We start from the raw sequence: 24,311 nt of genomic DNA, 5'->3' as shown, positions 1-24,311 counted from the left end.
GCATGGCGGGAATCCAAAATCTTGGGTCGAAATTTTTCATTAACCGCTGGCAGAATTGGGCTTTGAATGATATAATTTATTGAATTAATGTGGATATTTAACGGGAGGGTCAAAAAAAGGATCCGAATTCGTTGCGATTATTGCATTTGAAGATAAGGTGGTGTATGCAAAGCATCATGCGCATTGAGCACAACAGGCTGTAAAAAACCGACCTAAGACTGGTTCAAACGCATACGGTTTTGCACCAATACCCGATTACGCCAAAGTAAAAATACTTGAGGTTGTTGTGGTCCATCTAAAAATTGATGCCTTAAAACCTGGAATGGTTCTGGCGAGATCAGTTTATAACCAGCAAGACTTGTTGCTGATTGAGAAGGGAACCGCTCTGACCCGCAAACGCATCTGGATGCTCAAAACCTGGGGAATCGAGCAGATCAGCGTTAAAGGGCGGGGCCAAAAGAGTGAATCATCTGAATACACGGTTGAGTTTGAGACCCGCGAGAGTATTGAAAAGGAGCTGCAGGCCAAGTTTGCCGACGTGGTGGATGATCCGGTCATGCAGGAAATCATGAAGGCCGCCAGCCGGCAGCTGCAAAAGAGCTTAACGGATCCGGATAAGCAAAATGAAAGCACCTGATATCGACCGAGTCATTTCGCGGGTAGAGGATCTGCCGACTTTGCCGCGAACCGTTCTGAGGATAACGGAGCTTGTCAACGATCCCAAGTCCTCCGCCCGGGATCTGGCCAGAATCATTACCGACGATCAGGTTTTGGCTGCCCGGTTGCTAAAATTGGTAAATTCATCTTTTTATGGATTTCCTCAGCGAATTTCAACGATCACCGGGGCCATCGTGCTGCTGGGCTTTGATGCCATTCGCAATTTGCTGCTAACCACTTCTGTGTTTGACCTTTTTTCGAATCGTAAAAAAATCAGTCTGATACGCCAGGAACAGTTCTGGGATCACTCACTGGGATGTGCAGTAGCCGCTAAGGTGATCGGCAAACATTTGCGCTACGACAAGGTTGAGGAGCTGTTTGTTGCCGGTCTTTTGCATGATATTGGAAAAATTGTAGAAATGATATTTTTGTCCCAGGCCTTCAAAGATATTAACCGGCTGGTTGGAGATAAGAATATACTGATGATCACAGCCGAGGAAACCATTCTAGGCTACGGTCATCCGGAAGTCGGGAAATTGCTGGCTGAACGCTGGAATTTGCCCCCTAAATTGGTGAGCGTCATTTTACACCATCATCAGCCCAGTACGGCCGGTCGTTTTGCATTTGAAGCTGCCATTGTGCATCTGGCGGATATTCTGTGCCGCTCCCTCAATATCGGCTATGCGGGCGACAACAAGATGCCGGCACTGGATAAAGCTGCCTGGGATAGTTTGCGGATCAGACCTCAAGCCATTGAAGCACTTCTGGCCGACATCCAAAAGGAATTTGATGATATCAGCCTTTTTATTACCTATACCCCCTAATACGGACCCTGATAACGGTTTTGGCAAAATGCAAAATTGCATATTGGATTTAATTTTAGATCAGTAGGGGCAAATGGGTTTGCCGCCATGGGGATGCGCCCCAAGCTTTATTCCAACAACCTAAATTTATTCCTCATTTAAAATCTTTGCCCTAAAACCGGACAGGACTTCAATCCAGAATCGGGCTGCTCTTATATCCCATCAAGCGGGGGTGAACACAAATTATTTCATTTAGCAAAAGCCAATGGCGACATTTTTTGCAGATTGCAAAAATTAGTGCGCTGAATCGGCAAATTATTGGCTCCCAAATTCAGCCGGAAAGGCTGCTTGTTATTTTCTTCGCCAACACCCACATTTTGTAAAGCCATTGTTTAGCACAAAATATAGTGGCACCAGATCTTACCCATACCTTCATGTTGAGCTGTATTTTTCTGCGACTGGAATCACGCGACATTCTTCCGCTATGCTACCCACCATATGTTAGTTGACGGCATGGTTATTGCTAAATCCGTCCTTGTCTCTGATCACTCAGATCACGCGCGAGCTACGCGGAAAAAGATGACCTCATTATAAAATTCAGCACTCCCGGCGAAGTTAGCAACTGTTTCTAAACCCATTCAAAGGAGGAGAAGGTGCAGAATTTGGCCGTCAGCAAAGTTCCAGCCCCCAATTCCGATCTTTTTGTTAAAAACTCAATGGTTCTGGCGCAACTCAATTCGCATGATTCATGCAATGCCATCATCGGTCGTAGTGAAAGGATGCAAGCGGTTTTCGAGTTGGTTGAAAAAGTAGCCGATAGTGACAGCACGATTTTGATCACCGGTGAAACCGGCACAGGCAAAGGACTGGTGGCCAAAGCAATTCATCAAAGATCCAATCGTAAAAATAAACCATTTATTTCAATAAATTGTGGTGCAATACCTGAAAATTTACTTGAGAGTGAACTGTTTGGACATGTGCGGGGTGCATTCACCGGTGCTACGGTTTCCAAATCAGGAAAATTTGAACTGGCCCATGGCGGCACGATTTTTTTAGATGAGATCGGCGATATGAGTCCTGATTTGCAGGTCAAGGTGCTCAAGGTTTTGGAAGAGGGTGAATTTGAGCAGGTCGGTGGTGCCAAGACCATTAAAGTGGATGTCAGGGTGATTGCAGCGACACATCGCGATTTGCCAGAAGCGGTAAAAAATGGACATTTTCGAGACGATCTGTTTTACCGTCTTTACGTCATTCCCATTGGCCTTCCTGCTCTAAGAGATCGTAGAGCTGATATACCCTATTTGACCTCCTATTTTATTCAAATGTATAATAACAAGAATAATAGGCAGATAGATGGGATTTCTGATGAAGCACTTGATGTTATGGTGCATTATGGGTGGCCGGGAAATGTGCGCGAGCTTCGCAACGTCATCGAAAGACTGGTGGTGCTCATCGGTTCGGGCCAGATCTCATTAAATGATTTGCCAAAAGAGCTTATGGTGGTTAACGGGTATCAAAATAACCAGTCCATAGAGGTTACAGACGCGGGAATCTGTTTAAACAGCGCTGTTACCGAGTTTGAGAAAGATTTAATATTACAATCTTTGGAAAAAACCAAATGGGTCAAAAATAAAGCTGCCAAACTGCTCCAATTGAACCGCACAACTTTGGTAGAGAAAATTAAGCGTCACCGAATTCAACAATACGCCACTTGACCGATTGTATTTTGATTTCCAATGAGAAGCGTTTGATTCACCGTGCTGCCTGATTGGCGCACTCCCACTCGAGAAAAATCCCGACGGTCCGATCATGCGGTTTTCCCAGACCATACCGTGTGATTCAGCCACATACGGATCTATCCCTTGTAGTGTTCACTTTGTCTTTCAAAACCGGTACTTGAGCGTCAATGCGGTGACGTGTGCGACGTGAAAAATTGACAGAACTTGGAACCTAATCACCATCGAAGTGACTGAAATTTAGTTAAATTATTTTGGGTTTTGCGCATCAGTGAGATTGTGCAAAAATCCTTTTATTAAACAAGATATTTTTTAATATTAATTATTTAAACATTATTTCAAGTGGTTATATTAATCAGCGACTATTTTACAATTCGACTCACCACCCGAAAAGAAAAGCGGCAGATGCAGAACCGCTCCTGCATCCTAAACAGCTGAAACCGCTAGTCTTCCATGGCATGATAATTGCTCAATTGATGCGCGTCAAACCTGTTTTGCGGACCTTTTGATGTAACAGGTGTTTTTAATAAAATAAATATAAATAACGAATAGTTAAGAATTAAATGCCATCTTCTAAAAATGTTATTACGGCGGTCAATACTGCCGCTGCAAAACCAATTGCTCAAAATTGCTACATGACACCTATTTTTGAAAGTATCCCGACCGGTGTGGTGGCATTGGACCCAACGGGCAAAATTGTCAGCTTTAACCGAACCGCCGAGCAGATAACCGGATATGCTGCCAAAGACGTATTGGGCCACACATTCGAGCAGGCGTTTGAAGCCGGCTATTTTCAACATCCGGCGCTGGATATCAAGAAGATTCTCAAAACGAAAGCGACCACCGAAATACAAACAATACTCGTGCCCGCCAACGAAAAACAGCAGTTGCATCTGAATGTCGCCGTATCTCCCCTGAATTCGGTCAACGATGGCAATATTGGGACGTTAGTCTCTCTGACCGACATCACGCGGATGCAAAGCGCTGAGTTGCAGGCCAAACGCACAGGTCGATTGGCGGCGATGGGTGAGATGGCTGCCCGAATTGCCCATGAAATCCGTAACCCACTAGGCAGTATCGAGTTATTCTCAACCATGTTGGTTGCTGATTTGCAGGAATTTGATGAGTTGAAAACATTGGCAGAGCATATTTCTGCGGGTGTTAAAAGCATTAATAATATTGTTTCCAACTTGTTGCTGTTTATGCGCCCGGATCAGCAGCTGGACGAACAGGTGTTAGACGTTCATGAGGCATTAAAAGATTCTCTGTTTTTTGCCGGGCATTTGTTGGATGCCCAGGACGGTATTGAGGTTCAGACCGAGCTGATCGCAGAAACGATGTCCATCAAGGGTGATCTGGAATTGCTCAAGCAGGTTTTTTTGAATTTAATCTTAAATGCCATCCAGGCGATGTCCAACGGGGGTCGATTGGTGATTTCTACCCACAAAACCAGCAGCCTATCCGGATCACTATTGGCTGAAGTTCATCTGGTTGATAACGGTTGTGGGATTGCCCAGGCAGATTTACCCAAAATTTTTGACCCATTCTACACCACTCGCAAGAAGGGTACCGGATTAGGGCTGACCATTGTTCATAATATTATCAAAATGCATGGCGGCAGCATCGATATTACCAGCAGCCCCGAGGGCACCCGATGTGTTCTGACCCTGCCGGTCTGGGCTGAACCACAAGGAGATGTTGACAACATTTAAAGTGTTAGGCGGAGTTTTACATTATGGGCCTTGCGCCAATATTAATCGTCGATGACGAATCGGAGATGCGCAGCGCACTTTCACATGCGCTCACCAGAAGTGGTTTTAGCGTTGAGAGCACGGTTAGCGGCACGGACGCTCTGGTTAAGATCAAAAAAGATCCGATCAGCCTGGTCATCACGGACCTAAAAATGCCTGGAATGTCAGGTATGGAACTTATCGGAGCGCTAAAGAAGCTAAAGCCCGAGATTGCGGTCATTGTGATCACCGCCTTTGGTTCCATCCACAATGCAGTTGAGGCCATGCAAGCCGGCGCAGCTGATTATTTGTTGAAGCCGTTTTCATTTGAAACCTTGGTGGCGACGGTCAAAAAAGTCCTTGGGTGTATGGATGAAAATGGTGATAAATGGCCATCAAAGCAAATGTCTAATCCTACAGCAACAGTTAAGACATTAGTTACTAATAATATAAAATTATTAGATATTTTAAAGCTTGCAAAGAACGTGGCAGCCAGCCGCTCAACCATTCTGATTCAGGGCGAGAGCGGAACCGGCAAAGAACTATTGGCTGCTTACATTCATGAAAACAGCGGCTATCCGGACGAACCCTATGTAGCGCTCAATTGCGCAGCTTTACCAGAAACGTTGGCTGAAAGTGAGCTGTTCGGTCATGAAAAAGGTGCTTTTACCGGTGCTGTGGGTCGTAAAATGGGCAAGTTTGAACTGGCCAAACACGGAACTGTTGTGCTCGATGAAATCAGTGAAATGACACCGCCTCTGCAGGCCAAACTGCTGCGCGTTTTGCAGGAAAGGGAGATCGATCGGATCGGGGGCAGCCGATCCGTTCCCATGAATGCGCGTGTGGTGGCTATTAGCAATGTGGATTTGAAAAAAGCCGTATCAGAACGCAAATTTCGTGAGGATTTGTATTATCGCATCAATGTGGTGCCATTTACCATTCCACCGCTCCGAGAACGCAAAGGGGACATCCCGCTTCTGGTGACGCATTTTCTCGAGAAATTTTGTCAAATGAACCAGAGGGAAATGCTCAAGATGTCCGATGCCGCTCTGGCGCGATTGGTCGGCAATCCTTGGAAAGGCAATATCAGAGAACTGGAAAACACGATCGAGCGGGCGGTGCTCATCAGCAACGGCCCCAAACTGTTACCGGAGCACCTGTTTTTAGACGTTGACGAATTTGATGACGCCGCCCAGCCGGCCATTTCGATTCAGGCCGGTATGACGGTCAAGGAGATGGAAAAGAAATTGATCACCAAAACCCTGAGTGATGTTGACGACAACCGTACCCGGGCTGCGGAATTGCTTGGCATCAGCATTAGAACACTGCGAAACAAGCTAAAAGAATACAAACAGGAACTGGAAGCATCTCAGGCTGAAACCGCAGCTCAAAACAGTTAGATATTCTAACGCCGGCAAGGGCCCGTATGTAAACGGTTAGACGGTAGTTTTTGCCGCTTGCAGGTTTGCAGCCCATGAAAAGATATATAGGTATTATTCTGTATTTATTGAATAAATGTATATTCCTGCTCTCAGTATGCCGTCTCAGCACGCTGGTATGAAAATTGCTCGATCTAATATTAATGCGTTTAATAAAACCACGAAGAGCACGAGGAGATAATAATTGTAGTGACTTCAAAGCCCCTTCGTGCCCTTTGTGGTGGAAAACTGCCTTGATTAATAGAAACAAATTATTTTTGAGGCCCTAAGCACATGAGGAGAAAGTTGCCTATGCCAACGGAAACACTTTTTGAAGGGACTATTTCGAGCCTTCAAAAAACCCTTAACAGGGGTTCCTTGCGACATCGGGTGTTGACATCCAATATCGCCAATATAGATACGCCCAATTACAAAGCATTTGAGGTCGTTATGGAGGATGTGCGCCAGAGAAAAGGCCGCTCCGCAAGACCTCTGACGTTGATCCGCACCGGACCCCGGCATTTAAACGGGCGCCGGCAGACCAGCGATGATGTCAAGATCAAACAAAGCGATCCGTCGCCGCTTAACTTGAGGGCTGACGGCAATACCGTTGACTTGGACCGGACCATGGGTAAATTAGCAGAAAATACCATTTTGTACCGGACTGCTGCCCAGCTTATTAAGAAAAAATTTCAGGGACTTAGGAATGTTATTCAAGGAGGAGGGAAATAATCATGGATTTCTTTGATGCCCTTCACGTCAGCTCATCGGGATTATCAGCGCAGCGTCTTCGCATGAACCTGATTTCTGCCAATCTGGCCAATATCAATACCACGCGCACAAAGGACGGCGGGCCCTATCGCCGCCAAGATCCGATTTTTGCTGCCCAGCCACACGCAGTCTCATTCCGGGAAATGCTGCGTTCCCGGCAAACAGAATATTTAAAAGAAGTCGCTGTAGTGGATATTGTCGAGGATACCCGTAAGCCGATTATGAAATACGATCCCACCCATCCCGATGCAGATGATAACGGTTACCTGGCCATGCCCAATATCAATCTGATGGAAGAAATGGTGAATATGATCTCAGCTACACGAAGCTATGAAGCCGGTGTGACCGCTATTCAATCCGCCAAAGACATGGCGCTCAAAGCACTTGAAATAGGACAATAATCATGAATGAAGTCAGTTTTCAAAAAGATCTGCCGTCTTTAATTGGTCCGGAATCCGGCAGCCGGGCGACTGAAAAACCGGATAGCGCCTCATTTGGCAATATGTTGGCGCGTTCGCTGGATGAAGTCAACCAGTTGCATGCCGCCTCAGATGATGCTGTTCAGAAATTAGCGGCCGGCCAACAAAAGGACATTCACCAGACCATGATCGCGATGGAAAAAGCGGATGTAGCCTTTCAGCTATTGATGCAGGTGCGCAACAAGATCATTGCCGCCTATGACACGATCATGCGCATGCAGGCCTAAAATCGGAGATTGTCGATGCCCTTTCGTCAAATTTTATCACAACTGCAAACTTTTTTTAAAAGCATCAGTATTGGCAAGCGCATTGCTCTGCTGACACTAACTGTGGGCTCGGTGGCTGCATTTGTATTTTTAATGAATTGGGCCGGCAAACCTGAATTTCATCCGTTGTACAGCAACCTGGATGCCAACGATGCCGGGGTTATCCTCAGCCGATTGAAAGACCAAAAAATACCGTATCGCCTTTCGGCCAATGGCAGCACTATTCTCATCCCGCAGGAATTGATCTATGAAACCCGCATGGACCTGGCATCCGAAGGGTTGCCCCAGGGTGGCAGCATGGGTTTTGAGCTCTTTGACAACACCAAACTGGGCATGACCGAATTTGCCCAAAATGTGAACTATCAAAGAGCGCTGCAGGGTGAACTGGTGCGCAGCATCAATGGTTTTGAAGAGGTTGAGAGTTGCCGTGTCCATATTGTGATGCCTGAAAAATCGTTGTTTGTCGAAAACGAAGAATCAGCATCGGCCTCTGTCGTTTTGAAATTGCGTCACGGTAAGTGGCTCTCGCCGCAACAGGTTCAAGGCATCGTGCACCTGGTATCTTCAAGTGTATCGCGCTTGAACCCTGAAAATGTAACGGTGGTGGACAGCAACGGCAGATTGCTAACCGGCCGAAACAACCCTTCTGGTGTGGCTACACTGAGTTCGGATCAACTTGACCACCAGGTAAAAGTGGAACGCAAATTGGAAAATCGGGTGTTGTCGATGCTCGAAAAGGCCCTGGGCGCCAACCGGGCCATTGTGCGTGTTTCCTGCGCATTAAATTTTAAACAGCATGAATTGACCGAAGAGCGATATTTACCTGAAAATCAAGTCGTTCGCAGTGAACAGACTTACAATGAAACCGCCAAAGACGACGAGATGATTCCCAAGGGCATTCCCGGGATTCAATCGAATCTGCCTGAAAGCAGTGCAGCTGCTACCCAAAAGACCGAAGACGAAAATACCACTTTTGCCAAACAGGATCGAACCGTAAACTATGAAATCGGCAAATTGACGAGTCGCACCCTGGAACCGGTTGGTGGAATTGACCGTATTTCAGTTGCGGTGATGGTTGACGGCACCTACACGACGAAGGTGACCGAGGACGGTGAGACAGAGGTCTCCTATGCGGCCCGCTCTCCTGAAGAATTGACCAAGATTGAAAACCTGGTGAAACGGGCTGTCAATTATGATGCGGATCGTGGCGATCAAGTCGAAGTGGTCAATATCCCTTTTGAATCGACACCCATCACGCAGGCAGACGCAGAATCGACCATCGAGCGCTGGCTGACGCAGCTGAACAAATACAAGCCTTATTTCAAATATACGTTTTTGAGTTTGTTTTTGCTTCTTTCGTTTATGTTTGTGGTAAAGCCCCTGATCAAGTGGCTGACATCGCATACAACCGGTGAGACTGAAATTTTAGGACAGCTTCCAAAAACTGTCGGTGAGCTGGAATCTGAATACGGCGCTGATCCCAAACAATTGGCATTCACGGATGAAATATCGCAATTGATTACCCGCGACAATGATGCCTCTGTGGGCGTGATGCGCGACTGGCTAAAGGAAGAGTAGGGCACCCATTTAGGTTTCATAACATATGGACTCACAAAGTATAACAGGGCCGGTGAAAGCGGCCATTCTGATTCACGCGCTGGGCAGACCTTTGGCGGAACGACTGCTTCAGCGGTTGAATGCGTCGGAGAAAGAACGCATTCAAAGCCATCTGGCGCAGATTCGGACCATATCGCCTGCGGTTGTTGAGCAGGTCGCCCGGGAATTTGCCGCTATTGCCCAGCGCTATCGGAAAAATCAGGCCGCCGGGTCTGTTGCTGCCGACGTCAATGAAAACGCGGCTGGCGGCGATACCACTGCTGAAACCAGCGGATTAGAAGCCCTTAAGTCGCTAAATGCTGATCAGGTATACGACCTGATCAAAGATGAACAACCACAGACCATCGCCATCATCCTGGTGCATCTTCAAAGCAGCGTTGCCAGTGATGTTATCGGAAAATTGCCGGATGAAATTAAAACAGAAGTGGCCATGCGGATCGTCAATTTGGATAAGGTAACGGCTGCAATCGTTGATGAAGTCAATGCGGTTTTAAAAGAAATTTTAAAAACCAAACAAAATTCAATCTCCAATGTCACCGGCGGTGTTGACCGTCTGGCGGAAATGTTGAATCAGACCGATGAAATATCCAGCGAGCTGATATTAAACGAGCTGGAAGAAGCGGACATGGACATGGCCGCCCAGGTCAAACAACGCATGTTTGTATTTGAAGACATCCTGCTGGTCGATGACCGCGGCGTTCAAAAACTGTTGCGCAAGGTTGAGACTATGGAGCTGGCGATTGCGCTCAAAGCGGCCTCTGAGGAGGTTAAGGAAAAGATCTTCAAAAATATGTCAGAACGTGCCGGTGAAATGCTGCAGGAAGAAATAGAAGATATGGGTCCGGTTCGCATGAAAGAAGTGACCGATGCCCAGCAAAACATTACCAATATCATTCAGGAGATGGAGACCAAAGGTGAATTGATCATTGCCGGACGCCGAGGAGATGATATCGTTGACTGATGTGATTAAAAAAGAATCTCAAACGCTGGCAGATGGTTTTCGTCTGCACTATTTTCCCAATATCCCGGTTGATGAAGCCCGCCATCATAGCAGCCACCCGGGCAAAAACAGTGAATTCAAGCGCTCGCACTTTAAAGATATCGACCCAGAACCAACCTGTGCTGCGGAACCAACGGTTTCAGACCCGCTCGAAACGCCGGTTGCGCCATCAGGGCCTGACCTTGATGAGGTCAAAGAAGGTGCATTTCAAAAGGGTTTTCTTGAAGGCAAAAGGGTCGGTTTTGAATCCGGTTCTAAAAAAGCAGCAACAGTCGTTGAAAGTCTGCGAAGCACCCTCGAACAATTGCAGAATGTGCGCGTCGAAATTCATCAAGAAATTGAAAAAGAAGTCACCCACCTGGCGCTATCGATCGCCAAAAAGATTGTTTGTCACGAGATTAAAACCAGCCAGGAAACTGTGGCCTGTGTTGCACGTGAGGCTTTGGCCCGGGTTGACCATCCCGGTAAGATAAAGATCAGGCTCAATCCAGACGATTTGCAGTTCATCCAAGACACCCAGTCTCAATTTACCCGCTTTTTGCAAAGTTTCGACCAGGTCGAATTTGAAGCGCAGGATTCGATTCAAAGCGGGGGCTGTTTGATTGAGACCGATAGGGGAGACATCGACGCGCGGATTGAAAAGCAATTTGAGGCCATAGAAGAAGCCTTCCAAATACAGTTTGATCAGCAGAAACAAGAGAGCCAATAAGCTTAGATGGGAACCAATTTACGCTTCGATAAGTATCACCAATGTTTAGACGCTACCTGCACCATGCAAGCCAACGGTACAGTGACCAACATCGTGGGGCTGGTCATCGAAGCCCAGGGGCCGCTATCCCGACTGGGTACTGTTTGTGATATTTTCACCAAAGGAGATATGCGGAAAATAAGTGCTGAAGTGCTGGGTTTTCGCGATGATAAGGTCATGATGATGCCTCTGGAGGAAATGCGGGGCATCGGTCCGGGCTGCCCCATAGTTGCGCGGCAGCAGCGGGCGGTCATACCGGTCGGCAAGGGGCTGCTGGGTCGGGTCATTGATGGACTTGGCAACCCCATCGACAGCAAGGGCCCGATTTGCGTTGAATCTGAATATCCCATATACGGCACACCGGTCAATCCCCTGTCCCGCCAGCGCATTAGCAAACCGCTTGATCTGGGTATCCGGGCCATTAACGGATTGCTCACGTTGGGTTGCGGCCAGCGAATCGGTATTTTTGCCGGCTCTGGTGTGGGCAAAAGCGTATTGCTGGGTATGATTGCCCGCAAAACCGCTGCCGATGTAAACGTGATTGCCCTGATCGGTGAGCGCGGCCGTGAGGTCAATGAATTTATCGAAAAAGAACTGGGCCCCGAAGGCCTCAAACGATCGGTGATAGTGGTGGCAACCTCTGATCATCTGCCGCTAATTCGCATGCGAGGTGCATTCATTGCGACCGCCATTGCAGAATTTTTCCGTGATCAGGGCCAGCACGTCAATTTAATGATGGATTCGGTCACCCGTTTTGCCATGGCACAGCGGGAAATCGGGCTGGCATTGGGTGAGCCGCCGACCACCAAAGGCTATACCCCATCTGTATTTACACTTTTACCCAAATTATGCGAACGGGCAGGCACCTCTGCTGGCCGGGGCACCATCACCGGTCTGTATACCGTTCTGGTGGAAGGAGATGACACCAATGAACCCATTGCCGATGCATTGCGGTCCATTCTGGACGGTCATATCAATTTGTCACGGGATTTGGCCAACCATGCCCATTATCCGGCCATCGATGTTTTGGGCAGTGTCAGCCGGGTAATGGAGGACATCGTTGATCCGGAACAAAAGCAGAGCGCGCGGAAATTAAAGGAGGTCATGGCCACCTATCGCAAAGCAGAGGATTTGATTAACATTGGCGCTTACGTGGCTGGCAGCAATCCGAAAATCGATTATGCGATCGCAATGATGGGAAAAATCAATCGCTATCTGAAACAGGATATCGATGAAACAACCACTTTTGACGCGTGCGCTTGCCAGCTGACCGAACTGTTTGAATCCTGATTTCCTGTCTTGTGCCTTGGCCCTTAAATATCCAAAAATCACGTTGATCAAAGATTTAGAATTCTTGTCACTGGCCACTTGCTGCTGGCGACTTGCCGCTGGCTCTGCATTACTGAATTCTATCAAGTAGCCAGAGACCAGAGACCAGAAGCCAGTCACCGGGGGTCTGGCACCCAACACCCAAAATCCTGTTTTGTAAATGACTTGTGGAACGCAACCCGATGTATCAATTCAAATTAGAACCGCTTTTAAATCACCGCCGCTATCAGGAAGAGGTTCTTCAAAAAGAGCTGGCTGATCATAAAAAGGCTCTTTTAGCCGAACAGCGGTTATTGCGGGATCTCAAAGATCGGAAACGCCAAAATCTGCAACAACTTCAAATCCGGCAAAAAGAAGGGCGTCCGGCATCTGAGCTTAAACTCTATGTTGATTTCATCGATCACTTGACAGCTGAAATGGAAGCCCAGAGTGAAAAAGTCAGTGAAGCACAGCGACGCTTCGATACCACCCACGAGGCTTTAATTGCTGCCATGAAAAAACGCAAGGCACTTGAAAAGCTGAAAGCAAAAGGCCGCAGAGCCTATGAGCAGGCCGAGCTAACAAAGGAACGCAAACTGTTAGACGATGTGGCCGGCCATCAATTCATTTTAAAGTCCTGAAGACAATAATCATTTCCAACATGGGCTATGTTTTCCCGCTCCCCGAATTGTTGCGCAAGACATCAACTTCCCCGGCTGTTTTTTGGCACTCTGCGATTCTGTTGGGGTGCGCCCAGGGTAAAGGTAAAGATTACCTTTTCAGGAAAATATTGCCCGTAAAATTGCCATTTATTTGTGTTCGCGCAGCTGTCGCCAATCGACCGCCTGTAAATTGCCACCGAACGCCAATAAGTAATAAATCAAAAAATATCAATAGCTTATACTGCAATCCTTTTCGCCTTAAGTTCCTGCCTGAAATATCTATCCTGTTTTCTAACAATTGGCATACTTGATGCACAAAGCATTGACCGTCAACAATATTACCGGCGCCCGCACCGGCCACACCAAGGAAGGATTTTATGTCGTTTGATGCCCTTATGATTCCAGCTGCCCCTCAGCCGCCTGCTGCAGGAACTCACAGCTCACAGAGCACAGATGTCGCGTCGTTTAAAATTGACCGTCCGGCTGAATCTGACGATCATAAACAAAGCTTTCTGACCACCCTAAACCGCGTATCTGAACGCAAATGCAGCAAGCCGGTTTCATCGCAAAAAGAGGTAGCCCATAGCGCCCAAACACATCGGCCGAAGCAAAAATCGGCCCAGTCGGCGCACACCGACAAGGGAACACATCAACATGCGCTTCAAGATTCATCTGCAAAAGCCGAGGTAACCGAATCAATGCCGGAAACACCGTTAACCGCGGAAAAACCGGCCATTGCTGTGCTCCATGATCTTTTGCTGCAACTGTTGTCTGCCGAAGATGGTGCCCTGATCGATGAAGCTTCATTAGATGACAGCGATCAAGCGTTGCCTGCGGCTCTAAACCAATTGATAGGGCGCCTTTACCCAGAAGGACAAGCGCCGAGCGCTGGGCGCGTGGGTATCGGGCCATTTGAACAGCTGCAAACCACGATTTCACCAGAAGCCAACAATCTGGCGTTTCTAAGACATCTGATCAACCGGGCCATCGTGCATCCGTTTGCCGCTCAACCACCGAATGCCCAAGGTGAAAACGCGTCTTTTGATTTTTGGCGAACCTTGACAGCAGCGATACCCGAAGGCGCTATTACCGGTGGCCGTACTGAGGCCTTCAGCACCCGGGTAAATGAACTAATTCAGTTTCTACTGCAGCCTTATGACAGTGCATCAGCGACATCCGGTTTAGAAACAGCAACCACTGAAACCAACGCACCAAAGACGGCTGTTAATATTGTCCATGCGGAAGCTTTGAGCAGCAACGAATCTCAGCTGATGCCCAAGATAACCAATCCGGCACAGACCAGCGAACTCCCGGCCCCTGAGATGACCCAACCGGCCAGTGCCGAAAAAGACAGTCGCCAGACGGGCGGAGTGCCGAAAAATGTTAGCCTTGAAACCCTGTTGGATTCAGGGCCGCACAAAAACGATGGTCATTTGCAGGCTGCCAAATCGCAGTCGGCGCCCAAAGCTGTCGAAACAGCGCTCAACTCAAATGCTGCCGCTGAAAGCCTTTCTGCCAAACCCGCAGCAGACGAAGCAATCAATGTCAAAGGCGTCGGCCCGCAGAATGAGATTCTATCTTTTGATCAATCCAGCGGCAAGGTTATCCAGATCGATGGTGATGCCAAAGACAGCGGATTTTTGGCATCCCAGGAGAATTTACCCGAGCATCTTGCCAAGCTTGAGCATACCGGTCGTTCAGCTGAAAGCAGCCAACGCAACCTGGCATCTCAGACCCTCAACCAGATTGTTCAAAAAGCGGTCCTGCTAAACAACAACGGCCAAAATATGGTTCAAATTGATCTGAAACCCGAATTTTTAGGGCATATCCGCATGCAAATTGTGACCGAAAACCAGCTGGTCGCCGTGCGCATCATGGCTGAAATTCCGTTTGTCAAAGACATGCTTGAAAACAACCTGAATCAATTAAAGGCTGAATTACAGGCCCAGGGTCTGGAAGTTGACGAGCTAGAGGTATCGGTTGCCCATGATTCGCGGGCGGATGATGATCTTTACCAAAAAGCGGCTGAAGCGCGCCGTGCCAGGGCTTCGCAAAATAACCGTCATAGCGCGGATGTAGCCGCAGAAGAGCAGAGCCAACAGAAGCCGGCCCAAGGGTACGGCAGGGCAGATAGCGCAATTGATTTTTTTGTTTAGCGACCCAAAATGGAAACCATAAAAACCGATTCTAATATGGATGCCTAACAAACTGTGAGACACATATGACACCCATTAATGCCATCGATACAAATACAAGCGATGCGCCATCGAGCGCACCGGTTAAGATTCTGGGCAAAGATGATTTTTTGAATATGTTGATTGCCCAGCTTCAGCATCAGGATCCGCTGAACCCGGCCGACAGCACTGAGTTCACCGCTCAGCTGGCGCAGTTCAGCTCTCTGGAGCAGCTAAGCAATATCCATGATAGTCTCAAGAGCATGGAGGCGTTTCAAGCGTCGCTGACCCATTCACAGGCGGTTTCTTACATCGGAAAAGACATCACCGCTGAGGGCAATGGCCTCCTGCTAAAAGAGGGGCAAACGGCCACCTGCCGGTTTGAATTGGAAACCACCGCCGCTATCACAGCCATCAGTATCTATGATACCACCGGAGGCTTCGTGACGTCTTTTGAGACTGGTCTGCGGGGTGCAGGCAGTCAAAGTGCGGTCTGGGACGGGACGGATTTTAATGGGAATCAGATGCCACCCGGTGTCTATGAATTTGAGATCCAGGCGATAGACCACACCAACCAGAACGTGACGGTGACACCGCTGATGAGCGCAATGGTCACCGGTGTAGCGTTTAAAGATAACACCGCGCACCTGATGACTGAGCTTCAGACCGTGGCCCTTGGGGATGTGCGCAATGTCTCTGAAGCTCCGCCGTCTGCATTGACGGCGACAACATATCCAGAACCAAATTTAAATGAAAAACCACATGGAGGGCTATAAATATGATTGGTTCACTATTTGCCGGTATTTCCGGACTCAATGTCAATTCAAAAGCGTTAACCGTTATTGGCGACAATATTGCCAATGTCAACACCACGGCTTTTAAATCCAACCGGACTTCTTTTGCCAACATCTTAAGTCAATCATTGGCGGGCACCGGTGCCGATGAAATTGGCCGCGGGGTGGAGTTTTGGGGCACTACGCCCATTTGGAGCCAGGGGTCTGTTGAAAATACCGCCAGCCCCACCGATATGGCCATCAGCGGCGCCGGATTTTTCCTGCTGCAGGATAACGCCGGTACTGAATTTTATACTCGGGCCGGTGATTTTACCTTCGATCGTGATGGGTATCTAATCAATCCCGACGGCCTCTATGTGCAGGGCTATGAGGTGACCTCGGTCGCCACAGACGGAACGTTTACCATCGGTAACATTACCGACATCAATGTGCCTGGGCAAAGCACTTCCCCGCCACGGGCAACCCAACAATTTACTCTTGATGTTAACTTGGACGCCGGGGCGGCCGCCGGAGATACCTATTCTACCACTGTCATTGTTTATGAATCGTTGGGTAATGGCATACCGATTACCCTGACCTTTGACAAAAACTCCGCCAATGATTGGGATGTCACCCCGACCGTGCCGGCCGGGACCTTCGGGGGTGGGGGTGGTATCAGTATCGATGTTACCAATTATACATTTGATGGCGCCACTGGCGGTTTGCTCAACAACACTGATCCGCAGATTACCATTAGCGGTCTGACCAGCGGTGCCAGCGATCTGACGCTGACCTGGGACCTTGTTGATGCTGCCGGTGTGACGCACGGAGACTTGACCCAGTTCGCAGCACCCTTCATGACAACCTTCCAGACCCAAGACGGTTTTCCTTCAGGGGTTTTGCGGGGCGTATCGGTTGATGAAGCCGGGGTGGTAACTGGCAGCTATTCCAATGGCCAGTTGACACCGCTGTACCAGGTGGTGCTAGCGGATTTTCCCAATTATTATGGTTTGAGCAAAATGGGCAAAAACCTGTATACGGAGTCACGGGATTCGGGCCAGCCCATGACCGGACCTCCCCAGACCGCCCGGCTGGGCAGTATCAGTCCCAACGCCATTGAGATGTCAAATGTCGATCTTGCCCAGGAATTTGTCAAGATGATTACCACCCAGCGCGCCTTTCAGGCCAACTCCCGGGTGATTACCGCCAGTGACGAAATTCTTGCCGAGCTGATCAATATTAAACGCTAATCCTAATCACAGCGGTGCTCTAGTGGTGGTTTTGGATATGCGGGTTTCACAAAGCCTCTTTCTGATACCTACCACCAGCGCCGGCTGTGTTACCAACCCAACTAAAGTGGGGTCAAGATGATTAAAGTAACACGACTCAATGATTCTGTGTTGATGGTCAATGTGGATCGTATTCAGTCGCTGCAGGCCATCCCCGAGACGGTCATTACATTTACCAATAACGATAAGATTATGGTCAAAGAACCGCTCGAGGAGGTGTCGCAGCGAATTGTCGAGTATCAGCGCATCATCAATGCCAATCCTGACAGTACCGTCTGTCAGCCTTAAGAACTGTCTTAAGTCGATTCGTCGTTGCGCGTCAATAACGATCAGTTTGGGGGTGAAATAGCGCCCCTACACCATATATTGTGATCCCCACATAACGAGATTTGTTGCTGGTTATCGTCAAACTGTTGACAAATATCAGTGAAAATTGACGTTCAAGCGGGATTCTATACGGGAATTTGATCAGTTTTGGCGCCCAGGAGGCCCCCCTTTAGCTTAACCCACCGGGCAGATCGCCTGAAATCGGCACTTTTTACAGTAAGTTTAGGTGATTACCTACTTTCCTTATCATTTCTGAATTTCAGCCTCGCAATTCCGACCAATGGCACAATACTTGCTAAAATCATTGAAAATAATAATGATTCCGAATTTTTCCGACCGCTTTGTTATCAGTTAGGCGGCTAATTTCAACCATTTAAATACAATTAAGGTCTTAAAATAGCGGAGGAGTTGACCCGTGGATATCACAACTCTTATCGGTATTGTTGTTGCGTTTGGTTTGGTCATCATTTCGATCTTGATGGGGGGTGATGGCACCTGGTTTGTGAATTACCCCTCAGTAATGATCGTTCTGGGCGGTACCATGGGGGCCACCCTGCTGGCATATCCCCTCTCAGAGGTCCTGGGGGTGATTAAAGTGGCTAAAAATGTGTTCTTGCACCGTTCACAGGTTGCCAGCAAATTTATCCCGTTAATGTCGGGTTTTGCCAAAAAAGCGCGCCAAGAAGGCATCCTGTCGTTTGAATCCCAACTCAAGGATATCAAGGACCCTTTTTTGGCCCGCGGCATCCAGATGGCGATTGACGGCATGGAGTCCTCGTCCATTGAGGAAGTGATGTCCATTGAGATTCAGTACCTGGAGGAGCGTCACCGATTGGGCTCTGAAATATTCACAACTATGGGAACCTTTGCGCCAGCTGTCGGGATGTTGGGTACCATTATCGGGTTGGTGCAAATGCTGATGCAGATGGAGGATCCCAGTCAGATCGGCGCACCCATGGCGGTGGCTTTGCTGACCACTTTTTACGGCACCATGCTGGCCAACTTACTGTTTTTGCCGGTATCCAACAAACTGAAAACGCGCAGCAAGCAAGAAGTTCTGGTCAAGCAGATGATTTTGGAAGGGGTTATTTCGATCCAGTCCGGTGACAACCATCGTGTGGTTGAGCAGAAATTAAAGGCCTTTATTGCACCCAAAGCGCGTATCAGCGCCAGTGCCGAACCGGCGAAAGCATAAAATATGAGCAAAAGGCATCGACATGATGCATCCAAAAAGGGTGATGGCGATTCAGGGCCAGGATGGGAAATCGTCTACTCCGGATTTATTCTCATTTTACTGTGCTTTTTTATCATGTTGTGCTCATTTTCCACCATGGAAGAGGCCAAGGTGATGCGATTTGTACGTTCCTTTAGCAATGCTGTCAGCTTTTTCCCCGGAGGGATCAAATTTGAATCCGGATCGGCCGCCGTGCCCCGATCAGCCGGTATGGTTGAAACCCGCTCGACTATGGCCAAGCTTCATGAACATCTTGAGAGGCTTTCGGATCGGTTTGACCTCAAAGATGAGCTCGAGGTGCTGTTTTCCAAAGAAGGCCTGGTGATGCGTCTGTCTGAACTTACCCTTTTTGAATCGGGCGTGGCGACCATTTCACCGCAGGCATTGCCGTTGCTTGAAAAAATCGGGGCGATTATTGCCCAAACCCAATATTTAATCCGCATTGAGGGACATACCGACAATGTGCCCATCCACACGTTTTTGTTCCCGTCCAACTGGGAATTGTCCACCGGCCGGGCGGTGAATGTATTACGGTATTTTATTGAACATCACCAAATCGATGCGCAGCGTCTGTCAGCTGAAGGGTTTGGCGAGTTTCAGCCCCTGGTGGCCAACGACACTGCTGAAAACCGCACTAAAAATCGCCGGGTTGAAGTGATCTTCATTAGACCGCAGATTCAGAATTCAGCGGACGAGGAGCGCTCATGAGAAGACGGCCAAAAAATTCCGGAGAACAAAGCGGTAACAGTGCCGGCTGGCTGACCACTTTCAATGATTTGGTGACGCTGCTGATGGTTTTTTTTGTGTTGCTGTTCACCATGAGCAGCGTTGATGCCAGAAAAATGCAGGATTTTCAGTTTGCGCTGCAAAGCGGGCTGGGCCTGCTCGAAGAAGGCCAAAAAGTCGGTATCAGTGTCCGAGCGGCTCAGCCGGTTGAGGATATGTCCCACATTCTCACCCAGCCCGAGGGCGTCAAGACTGACAAAGACAAAAAGCGTCTAACCGGGCTGTTGAACGATGCGCTGGTTAAATCTTTGCAAGCCGATTTTGGCATTCAAATCACCCCGATACACCAGGGGATTCGGCTTTCTTTTGAAGACCAGATTCTATTTGATTTTGGTAAAGCAGACATCAACCGACAGGGCAATGGGCTGTTAAATCAAGTCGCCAAGGTTATTCATCTCGGTTCTGATGCGGTTCGGGTGGAAGGGCATACTGACAACATCCCCATCCAGACGCCGCGTTATCCTTCAAACTGGGAACTGTCGGTGGCCCGTGCGGTGAATGTGGTCAAGTATTTTATTGAGAACGGCAACATCGATCCCCGTCGGCTTTCAGCGGTCGGATATGGCGAATCCAGGCCGCTGGTCGACAATGATACGCCCGCCAACCGATTGAAAAACAGACGGGTGGAAATTTTATTATTAACGGAGGGTAAACAGGAAAATGTCAAATAAACTAATGTTTATCGTTATCGCTGCCATGCTGGTCATCACCATTGGTCTGGCCGCCGGATTTTTTATGATGTGGAATAAGCTTTCTGAGATCAATACGGCGGGAAACGGAGAAGCCAACACTGAAGCTGAACAGAGCCAAACAGCCCAACTGGGGCCGCTTTTTTCGCTAGACACGTTTATTGTCAATCTGGCTGACGAAGAGCGCAACCGGTATTTAAGAATCACCATGGATCTCGAGTTGGCGGCGCCAACCGATACCGATAAGCTCAACGAAAGATTGCCTCAGATTCGAGACCGCATCTTGATGATTCTGCCCACCAAGCGATTTGAAGACATCGCCAGTGTGGAAGGCAAGGTCGCGTTGCGCGATGAGATTATCGGTAAACTCAACAGCCTGTTCCCGGCAGAGGTGGTCAGCGATATCTTTTTTACTGAATTTGTTGTGCAATAAAGCGTCGTAATATGTCTAATCAAATACTGACACAAGATGAAATTGATGCGCTGCTTTCCGCCATGGATAGAGGGGATGTTGATGTTGAGCAGGGTCCGTCAAAAGAGGTCGAGGCCGCTCCGTATAACTTAACATCCCACGATGTTATCTTACGTGATCAATTTTCAGCCTTGGAAGAAGTGTATGATAAGTTCCTGCGCACCGTGCAAAACACGTTGCTGTCTGCGATGCAAAGAACGATCACCATCGATTTTGTCTCGACTGAAATGGTTAAATATCAGGAGTTTATTAGCGCCTTTTCAAGCCCGACGAGTTTCAATATGTTTAGCATGAAACCGCTGATCGGCAAGGCCCTGCTGTGCATCGAGTCTAATCTTGTCTTTTCCCTGATCGACTGCATGTTCGGCGGCGATGGTAAGCCATCTACCCAAATACGTGATTTTACCCAGATCGAACAGCGCATGATTAAAAAGTTTGCCCTCGATCTTTTGGTGCGCTTTGAGCAATCTTGGTCGGCCATTTATCCCGTCCAGATCGACCTGAAAAAAATTGAAACCAAGCCTGAATTTGTGCAGCTGGTTCCGCCCAACGATGTGATGCTGATCATCGTTTTTGCCCTCAAAGGGCAGGAGTTTTCCGGTAACTTTCATCTGGCGCTTCCTTACCTGATGCTGGAACCGATTAAAGAAAAACTGTCGCCCAAATATCTGCGCGACCAAGACCTCAAAAATACCTGGAGTCCCCAGCTCAAAAATTTGCTCAAAGATACTTTTGTGACCATTATCGCTGAGTTGGGTCGAACCCAGCAGACCGTGCGCGAACTGATTAACCTGCAAGTGGAAGATGTGATTAGTCTCAAAGCCGGACCGGAAGACTTGATTTCCATCAGCGTTGATCAGGTTCCCAAATATCTCGGCTACCCGGGTATTATCAAGGGCAACCGCGCTGTGGAAATTGCAAAATTGATAAATTCAAATGGAGGCAAAAGATAGCGATGCCTGAGACAGACACAAAGCAAGATAAACATAAGGCGCCATCGGAGGCCAATCCGGCAGCCGCTGACAAAGCGGATGATCAACCGAAACCGGCGACCGCTAAAAATGAGAAAGCCACCGGTGCCAAACACAACGCCTTAACGGGCGATATGGATTTTTTGTTGGATATTCCGCTGGAAATTTCAGTCGAGCTCGGTCGAACCAAAATGTTAATCAATGAACTGCTGCATCTGGGCCAGGGATCGGTCATCGAGTTATCCAAATTGGCCGGAGAAACCCTGGAGATTTTTGCCAACCAAAAACTCGTCGCGCGGGGAGAGGTGGTCGTGGTGAATGAGAAATATGGCATCCGTTTGAGTGAAATTATCAGTCCCAGCGAACGAATTAAGGGGTTAAAATGAATGCGACACCCGACATGTTGACAACGACCTTAAAAATGATATCTGCGTTGGCATTGGTACTGGCGGGTCTGGGCGTCTTTTTTTATATCAGCAAACGCGTCATGCGCAAAGACACCCTTGGTTCTGGCGGCAAAATGATCCGCATATTGGCCAGCCAGTATATTGGTTTGAAGAAAAATATTTCTCTGGTGGAAGTCCCGGGGGCCATACTGGTGGTGGGAATCGCCGGCGATACCATTCGTCTGCTGACGAAAATAAAAGACCCCGTGATTTTGGACCAAATTCATGAACCGGGAAACGATCGGATTGCCCCTACGTTTTCAGAGCACCTTAATAAATTAACCCGCCGGTTTGCGGCGTCAAAAAACGACCAATAATGACCAAAGAAAATGCTTTAAATGGCCCCATCGGGGCTGGTTGTCGTGTCGCTGCCCGCAAACAAAACGGCTGCGATAAGGGCAGTCTGCGATATGGCCTTCAGCGATTGCTGTTGGTTGCGGCGGTGATCGTCGTCGCCATAGGCGCGATTTTTGGCACGGCATACGACAGTGCCGCGGCCGAGCCAGTTCAAACCCCGGCCTTCATTTCTATCGATATGGATGAAAGCCGGGAGCCGGGGAAAATGGCAGTGGTGTTACAGATTTTTCTGTTAATGACCATCCTGTCACTGGCGCCGGCCATTTTAATCATGCTGACCTCATTTACGCGCTGTGTGATTGTGCTGTCACTGTTACGCCGTGCTCTGGGAACCATGCAAATGCCGCCCAATCAGGTCATTGTGGGTTTGGCGCTGTTTTTAACGTTTTTTATCATGACGCCGGTTTGGCAACAGGTCAATCAAAATGCGCTGCAACCGTATCTGGATGAAAAAATTGATCAGCAGCAGGCCCTGCAAAATGCGGCTGCACCGGTGCGTAAATTTATGTTCAAGCAGACACGGAAAAAGGATCTGGCCTTGTTTGTCGAAATCGCAAAAGTGCAGCGTCCCAAGGATGTAGACGATATTCCGACGTCGGTGCTGATTCCCTCTTTTATCATCAGCGAAGTCAAAACCGCTTTTCAGATCGGGTTGTTGCTGTATGTACCCTTTTTAATCATTGACATGGTGGTGGCCAGTGTTTTGCTGTCGATGGGGATGATGATGCTGCCCCCGATTATGATTTCATTGCCGTTCAAGTTGATGCTGTTTGTATTGGCAGATGGTTGGAATCTGCTGATTGGATCATTGGTCAGGAGCTTTGTGATATGACACCTGAATTCTTAACCGGCTTTTTTTTTGAGGCCATTAAAACCGCTATTTTGCTGGCCGCGCCAATGCTGCTGGCCGGTTTGCTGGTGGGACTGATGGTCAGCATATTTCAGTCTGCAACCTCCATAAACGAGATGACGCTGACCTTTATTCCCAAGATGCTGGCGGTGGCAAGTGCGCTATTGTTTTTTCTACCCTGGATGATGCAAACCATGCTGGCGTTCACAACCAATTTGTTCAGTAACATTGCTACTTACATTCGTTGATGCCGGCTAACTAAACATTGTCAGAAGGTGATGTTCATAGATGATATCGTTCTCGATTCCGATAGATGAATTGCAGATTTTTTTTCTGATCTTTTTGCGAATCGGCGCCATTTTGATGAGCATACCCATATTTAAGAGCAAAAGCATACCGGTCTTATTTAAAATCGGTTTGGCGCTGGCGGCCAGTTTTGCCTTATATCCGCTCTTGGACCGCACGGCATTCGCCGTACCGGGGAATCTAGGCAATTTTGCTCTGGGCGCTGTCGGTGAAATTTTCCTGGGCATCAGCATCGGTATGGCCGTGAATTTGATTTTTGTGGGCCTGCAGATGGCTGGACAGATATCCGGTTACCAGATGGGCCTGGCGCTGGCGCGCGTTATGGATCCGTCTGCCGGTCAGCAGGTGCCGCTGCTGTCACAATTTTATCAGCTGTTTGCCTTTTTAATGTTTCTGATCCTCAATGCCCATCATTGGTTTTTAAAGGCCCTGGCAGAAAGCT

The 24,311-nt window shown here is 48.3% G+C and carries 27 protein-coding genes; all 27 read left to right on the top strand.

All coding sequences use genetic code 11. From position 1 onward, the window contains the following. Positions 1–361: 361 nt before the first annotated feature. On the top strand, positions 362–637 hold the full coding sequence (locus tag QNJ26_18950) for a hypothetical protein (protein MDJ0987626.1): 276 nt from the start codon (positions 362–364) through the stop codon (positions 635–637). Continuing rightward, complete coding sequence (locus QNJ26_18945) at positions 624–1,481, top strand: HDOD domain-containing protein (protein ID MDJ0987625.1); 858 nt, start codon at positions 624–626, stop codon at positions 1,479–1,481. The genes QNJ26_18950 and QNJ26_18945 overlap by 14 nt, the downstream gene beginning before the upstream one ends. Before the next feature lie 641 nt (positions 1,482–2,122). Further along, positions 2,123–3,175 (top strand): sigma-54 dependent transcriptional regulator, encoded by a 1,053-nt coding sequence (locus tag QNJ26_18940; protein ID MDJ0987624.1) that lies wholly within the window; start codon positions 2,123–2,125, stop codon positions 3,173–3,175. Positions 3,176–3,759: 584 nt separating this feature from the next. Further along, positions 3,760–4,908, top strand: a complete 1,149-nt coding sequence (locus tag QNJ26_18935; protein ID MDJ0987623.1) for an ATP-binding protein — start codon at positions 3,760–3,762, stop codon at positions 4,906–4,908. Positions 4,909–4,931: 23 nt separating this feature from the next. After that, the gene (locus QNJ26_18930; GenBank protein ID MDJ0987622.1) at positions 4,932–6,326 is read left to right on the top strand and encodes a sigma-54 dependent transcriptional regulator; all 1,395 of its coding nucleotides are present in this window, start codon (positions 4,932–4,934) and stop codon (positions 6,324–6,326) included. 330 nt (positions 6,327–6,656) lie between these two features. Beyond that, complete coding sequence (flgB, locus tag QNJ26_18925; protein MDJ0987621.1) at positions 6,657–7,076, top strand: flagellar basal body rod protein FlgB; 420 nt, start codon at positions 6,657–6,659, stop codon at positions 7,074–7,076. Positions 7,077–7,078: 2 nt separating this feature from the next. Next, complete coding sequence (gene flgC, locus QNJ26_18920) at positions 7,079–7,516, top strand: flagellar basal body rod protein FlgC (protein ID MDJ0987620.1); 438 nt, start codon at positions 7,079–7,081, stop codon at positions 7,514–7,516. A 2-nt stretch (positions 7,517–7,518) separates the two neighbouring features. Further along, positions 7,519–7,821: a flagellar hook-basal body complex protein FliE gene (gene fliE / locus QNJ26_18915; protein ID MDJ0987619.1), complete on the top strand. Its 303-nt coding sequence runs from the start codon at positions 7,519–7,521 to the stop codon at positions 7,819–7,821. A gap of 15 nt (positions 7,822–7,836) precedes the next feature. Beyond that, a complete protein-coding gene (gene fliF / locus QNJ26_18910; protein MDJ0987618.1) occupies positions 7,837–9,438 on the top strand; it encodes a flagellar basal-body MS-ring/collar protein FliF in 1,602 nt (533 codons plus the stop codon). A 25-nt stretch (positions 9,439–9,463) separates the two neighbouring features. Further along, entirely contained in the window at positions 9,464–10,438 is a 975-nt protein-coding gene (gene fliG / locus QNJ26_18905; protein ID MDJ0987617.1) for a flagellar motor switch protein FliG, read from the top strand. A 1-nt stretch (position 10,439) separates the two neighbouring features. Then, a complete protein-coding gene (locus tag QNJ26_18900) occupies positions 10,440–11,186 on the top strand; it encodes a FliH/SctL family protein (GenBank protein MDJ0987616.1) in 747 nt (248 codons plus the stop codon). Positions 11,187–11,192: 6 nt separating this feature from the next. Next, the gene (fliI, locus tag QNJ26_18895) at positions 11,193–12,515 is read left to right on the top strand and encodes a flagellar protein export ATPase FliI (protein MDJ0987615.1); all 1,323 of its coding nucleotides are present in this window, start codon (positions 11,193–11,195) and stop codon (positions 12,513–12,515) included. 221 nt (positions 12,516–12,736) lie between these two features. After that, entirely contained in the window at positions 12,737–13,174 is a 438-nt protein-coding gene (gene fliJ, locus QNJ26_18890) for a flagellar export protein FliJ (protein MDJ0987614.1), read from the top strand. A 398-nt stretch (positions 13,175–13,572) separates the two neighbouring features. Then, positions 13,573–15,351 (top strand): flagellar hook-length control protein FliK, encoded by a 1,779-nt coding sequence (locus QNJ26_18885; protein ID MDJ0987613.1) that lies wholly within the window; start codon positions 13,573–13,575, stop codon positions 15,349–15,351. A 65-nt stretch (positions 15,352–15,416) separates the two neighbouring features. Next, positions 15,417–16,145, top strand: a complete 729-nt coding sequence (locus QNJ26_18880) for a flagellar hook capping FlgD N-terminal domain-containing protein (protein ID MDJ0987612.1) — start codon at positions 15,417–15,419, stop codon at positions 16,143–16,145. A gap of 2 nt (positions 16,146–16,147) precedes the next feature. Continuing rightward, a complete protein-coding gene (locus QNJ26_18875) occupies positions 16,148–17,392 on the top strand; it encodes a flagellar hook protein FlgE (GenBank protein ID MDJ0987611.1) in 1,245 nt (414 codons plus the stop codon). Positions 17,393–17,509: 117 nt separating this feature from the next. Beyond that, on the top strand, positions 17,510–17,719 hold the full coding sequence (locus QNJ26_18870) for a flagellar FlbD family protein (protein MDJ0987610.1): 210 nt from the start codon (positions 17,510–17,512) through the stop codon (positions 17,717–17,719). Positions 17,720–18,173: 454 nt separating this feature from the next. Continuing rightward, positions 18,174–18,953: a motility protein A gene (locus QNJ26_18865; protein MDJ0987609.1), complete on the top strand. Its 780-nt coding sequence runs from the start codon at positions 18,174–18,176 to the stop codon at positions 18,951–18,953. A gap of 3 nt (positions 18,954–18,956) precedes the next feature. Beyond that, entirely contained in the window at positions 18,957–19,700 is a 744-nt protein-coding gene (locus QNJ26_18860) for a flagellar motor protein MotB (GenBank protein ID MDJ0987608.1), read from the top strand. Beyond that, the gene (locus tag QNJ26_18855; protein MDJ0987607.1) at positions 19,697–20,449 is read left to right on the top strand and encodes a flagellar motor protein MotB; all 753 of its coding nucleotides are present in this window, start codon (positions 19,697–19,699) and stop codon (positions 20,447–20,449) included. The genes QNJ26_18860 and QNJ26_18855 overlap by 4 nt, the downstream gene beginning before the upstream one ends. Then, positions 20,439–20,900 (top strand): flagellar basal body-associated FliL family protein, encoded by a 462-nt coding sequence (locus QNJ26_18850; protein ID MDJ0987606.1) that lies wholly within the window; start codon positions 20,439–20,441, stop codon positions 20,898–20,900. The genes QNJ26_18855 and QNJ26_18850 overlap by 11 nt, the downstream gene beginning before the upstream one ends. A gap of 11 nt (positions 20,901–20,911) precedes the next feature. Then, positions 20,912–21,892 (top strand): flagellar motor switch protein FliM, encoded by a 981-nt coding sequence (fliM, locus tag QNJ26_18845; protein MDJ0987605.1) that lies wholly within the window; start codon positions 20,912–20,914, stop codon positions 21,890–21,892. Between the two features lie 2 nt (positions 21,893–21,894). Beyond that, positions 21,895–22,296, top strand: a complete 402-nt coding sequence (gene fliN, locus QNJ26_18840; GenBank protein ID MDJ0987604.1) for a flagellar motor switch protein FliN — start codon at positions 21,895–21,897, stop codon at positions 22,294–22,296. Continuing rightward, positions 22,293–22,673: a flagellar biosynthetic protein FliO gene (locus QNJ26_18835; GenBank protein ID MDJ0987603.1), complete on the top strand. Its 381-nt coding sequence runs from the start codon at positions 22,293–22,295 to the stop codon at positions 22,671–22,673. The genes fliN and QNJ26_18835 overlap by 4 nt, the downstream gene beginning before the upstream one ends. Continuing rightward, complete coding sequence (gene fliP / locus QNJ26_18830) at positions 22,673–23,545, top strand: flagellar type III secretion system pore protein FliP (GenBank protein MDJ0987602.1); 873 nt, start codon at positions 22,673–22,675, stop codon at positions 23,543–23,545. Before QNJ26_18835 ends, fliP begins: the two co-directional genes overlap by 1 nt. Continuing rightward, positions 23,542–23,811 (top strand): flagellar biosynthesis protein FliQ, encoded by a 270-nt coding sequence (gene fliQ / locus QNJ26_18825; GenBank protein ID MDJ0987601.1) that lies wholly within the window; start codon positions 23,542–23,544, stop codon positions 23,809–23,811. The genes fliP and fliQ overlap by 4 nt, the downstream gene beginning before the upstream one ends. A 40-nt stretch (positions 23,812–23,851) precedes the next feature. Further along, on the top strand, positions 23,852–24,311 hold a 460-nt coding region (locus QNJ26_18820; protein ID MDJ0987600.1), incomplete at its 3' end, for a flagellar biosynthetic protein FliR.

The organism is Desulfobacterales bacterium (assembly GCA_030066985.1).
GTDB lineage: Bacteria > Desulfobacterota > Desulfobacteria > Desulfobacterales > JAHEIW01 > JAHEIW01.
Note: the sequence above shows the minus strand (reverse complement) of the source record. Positions and strands in the feature narration are given on the sequence as shown.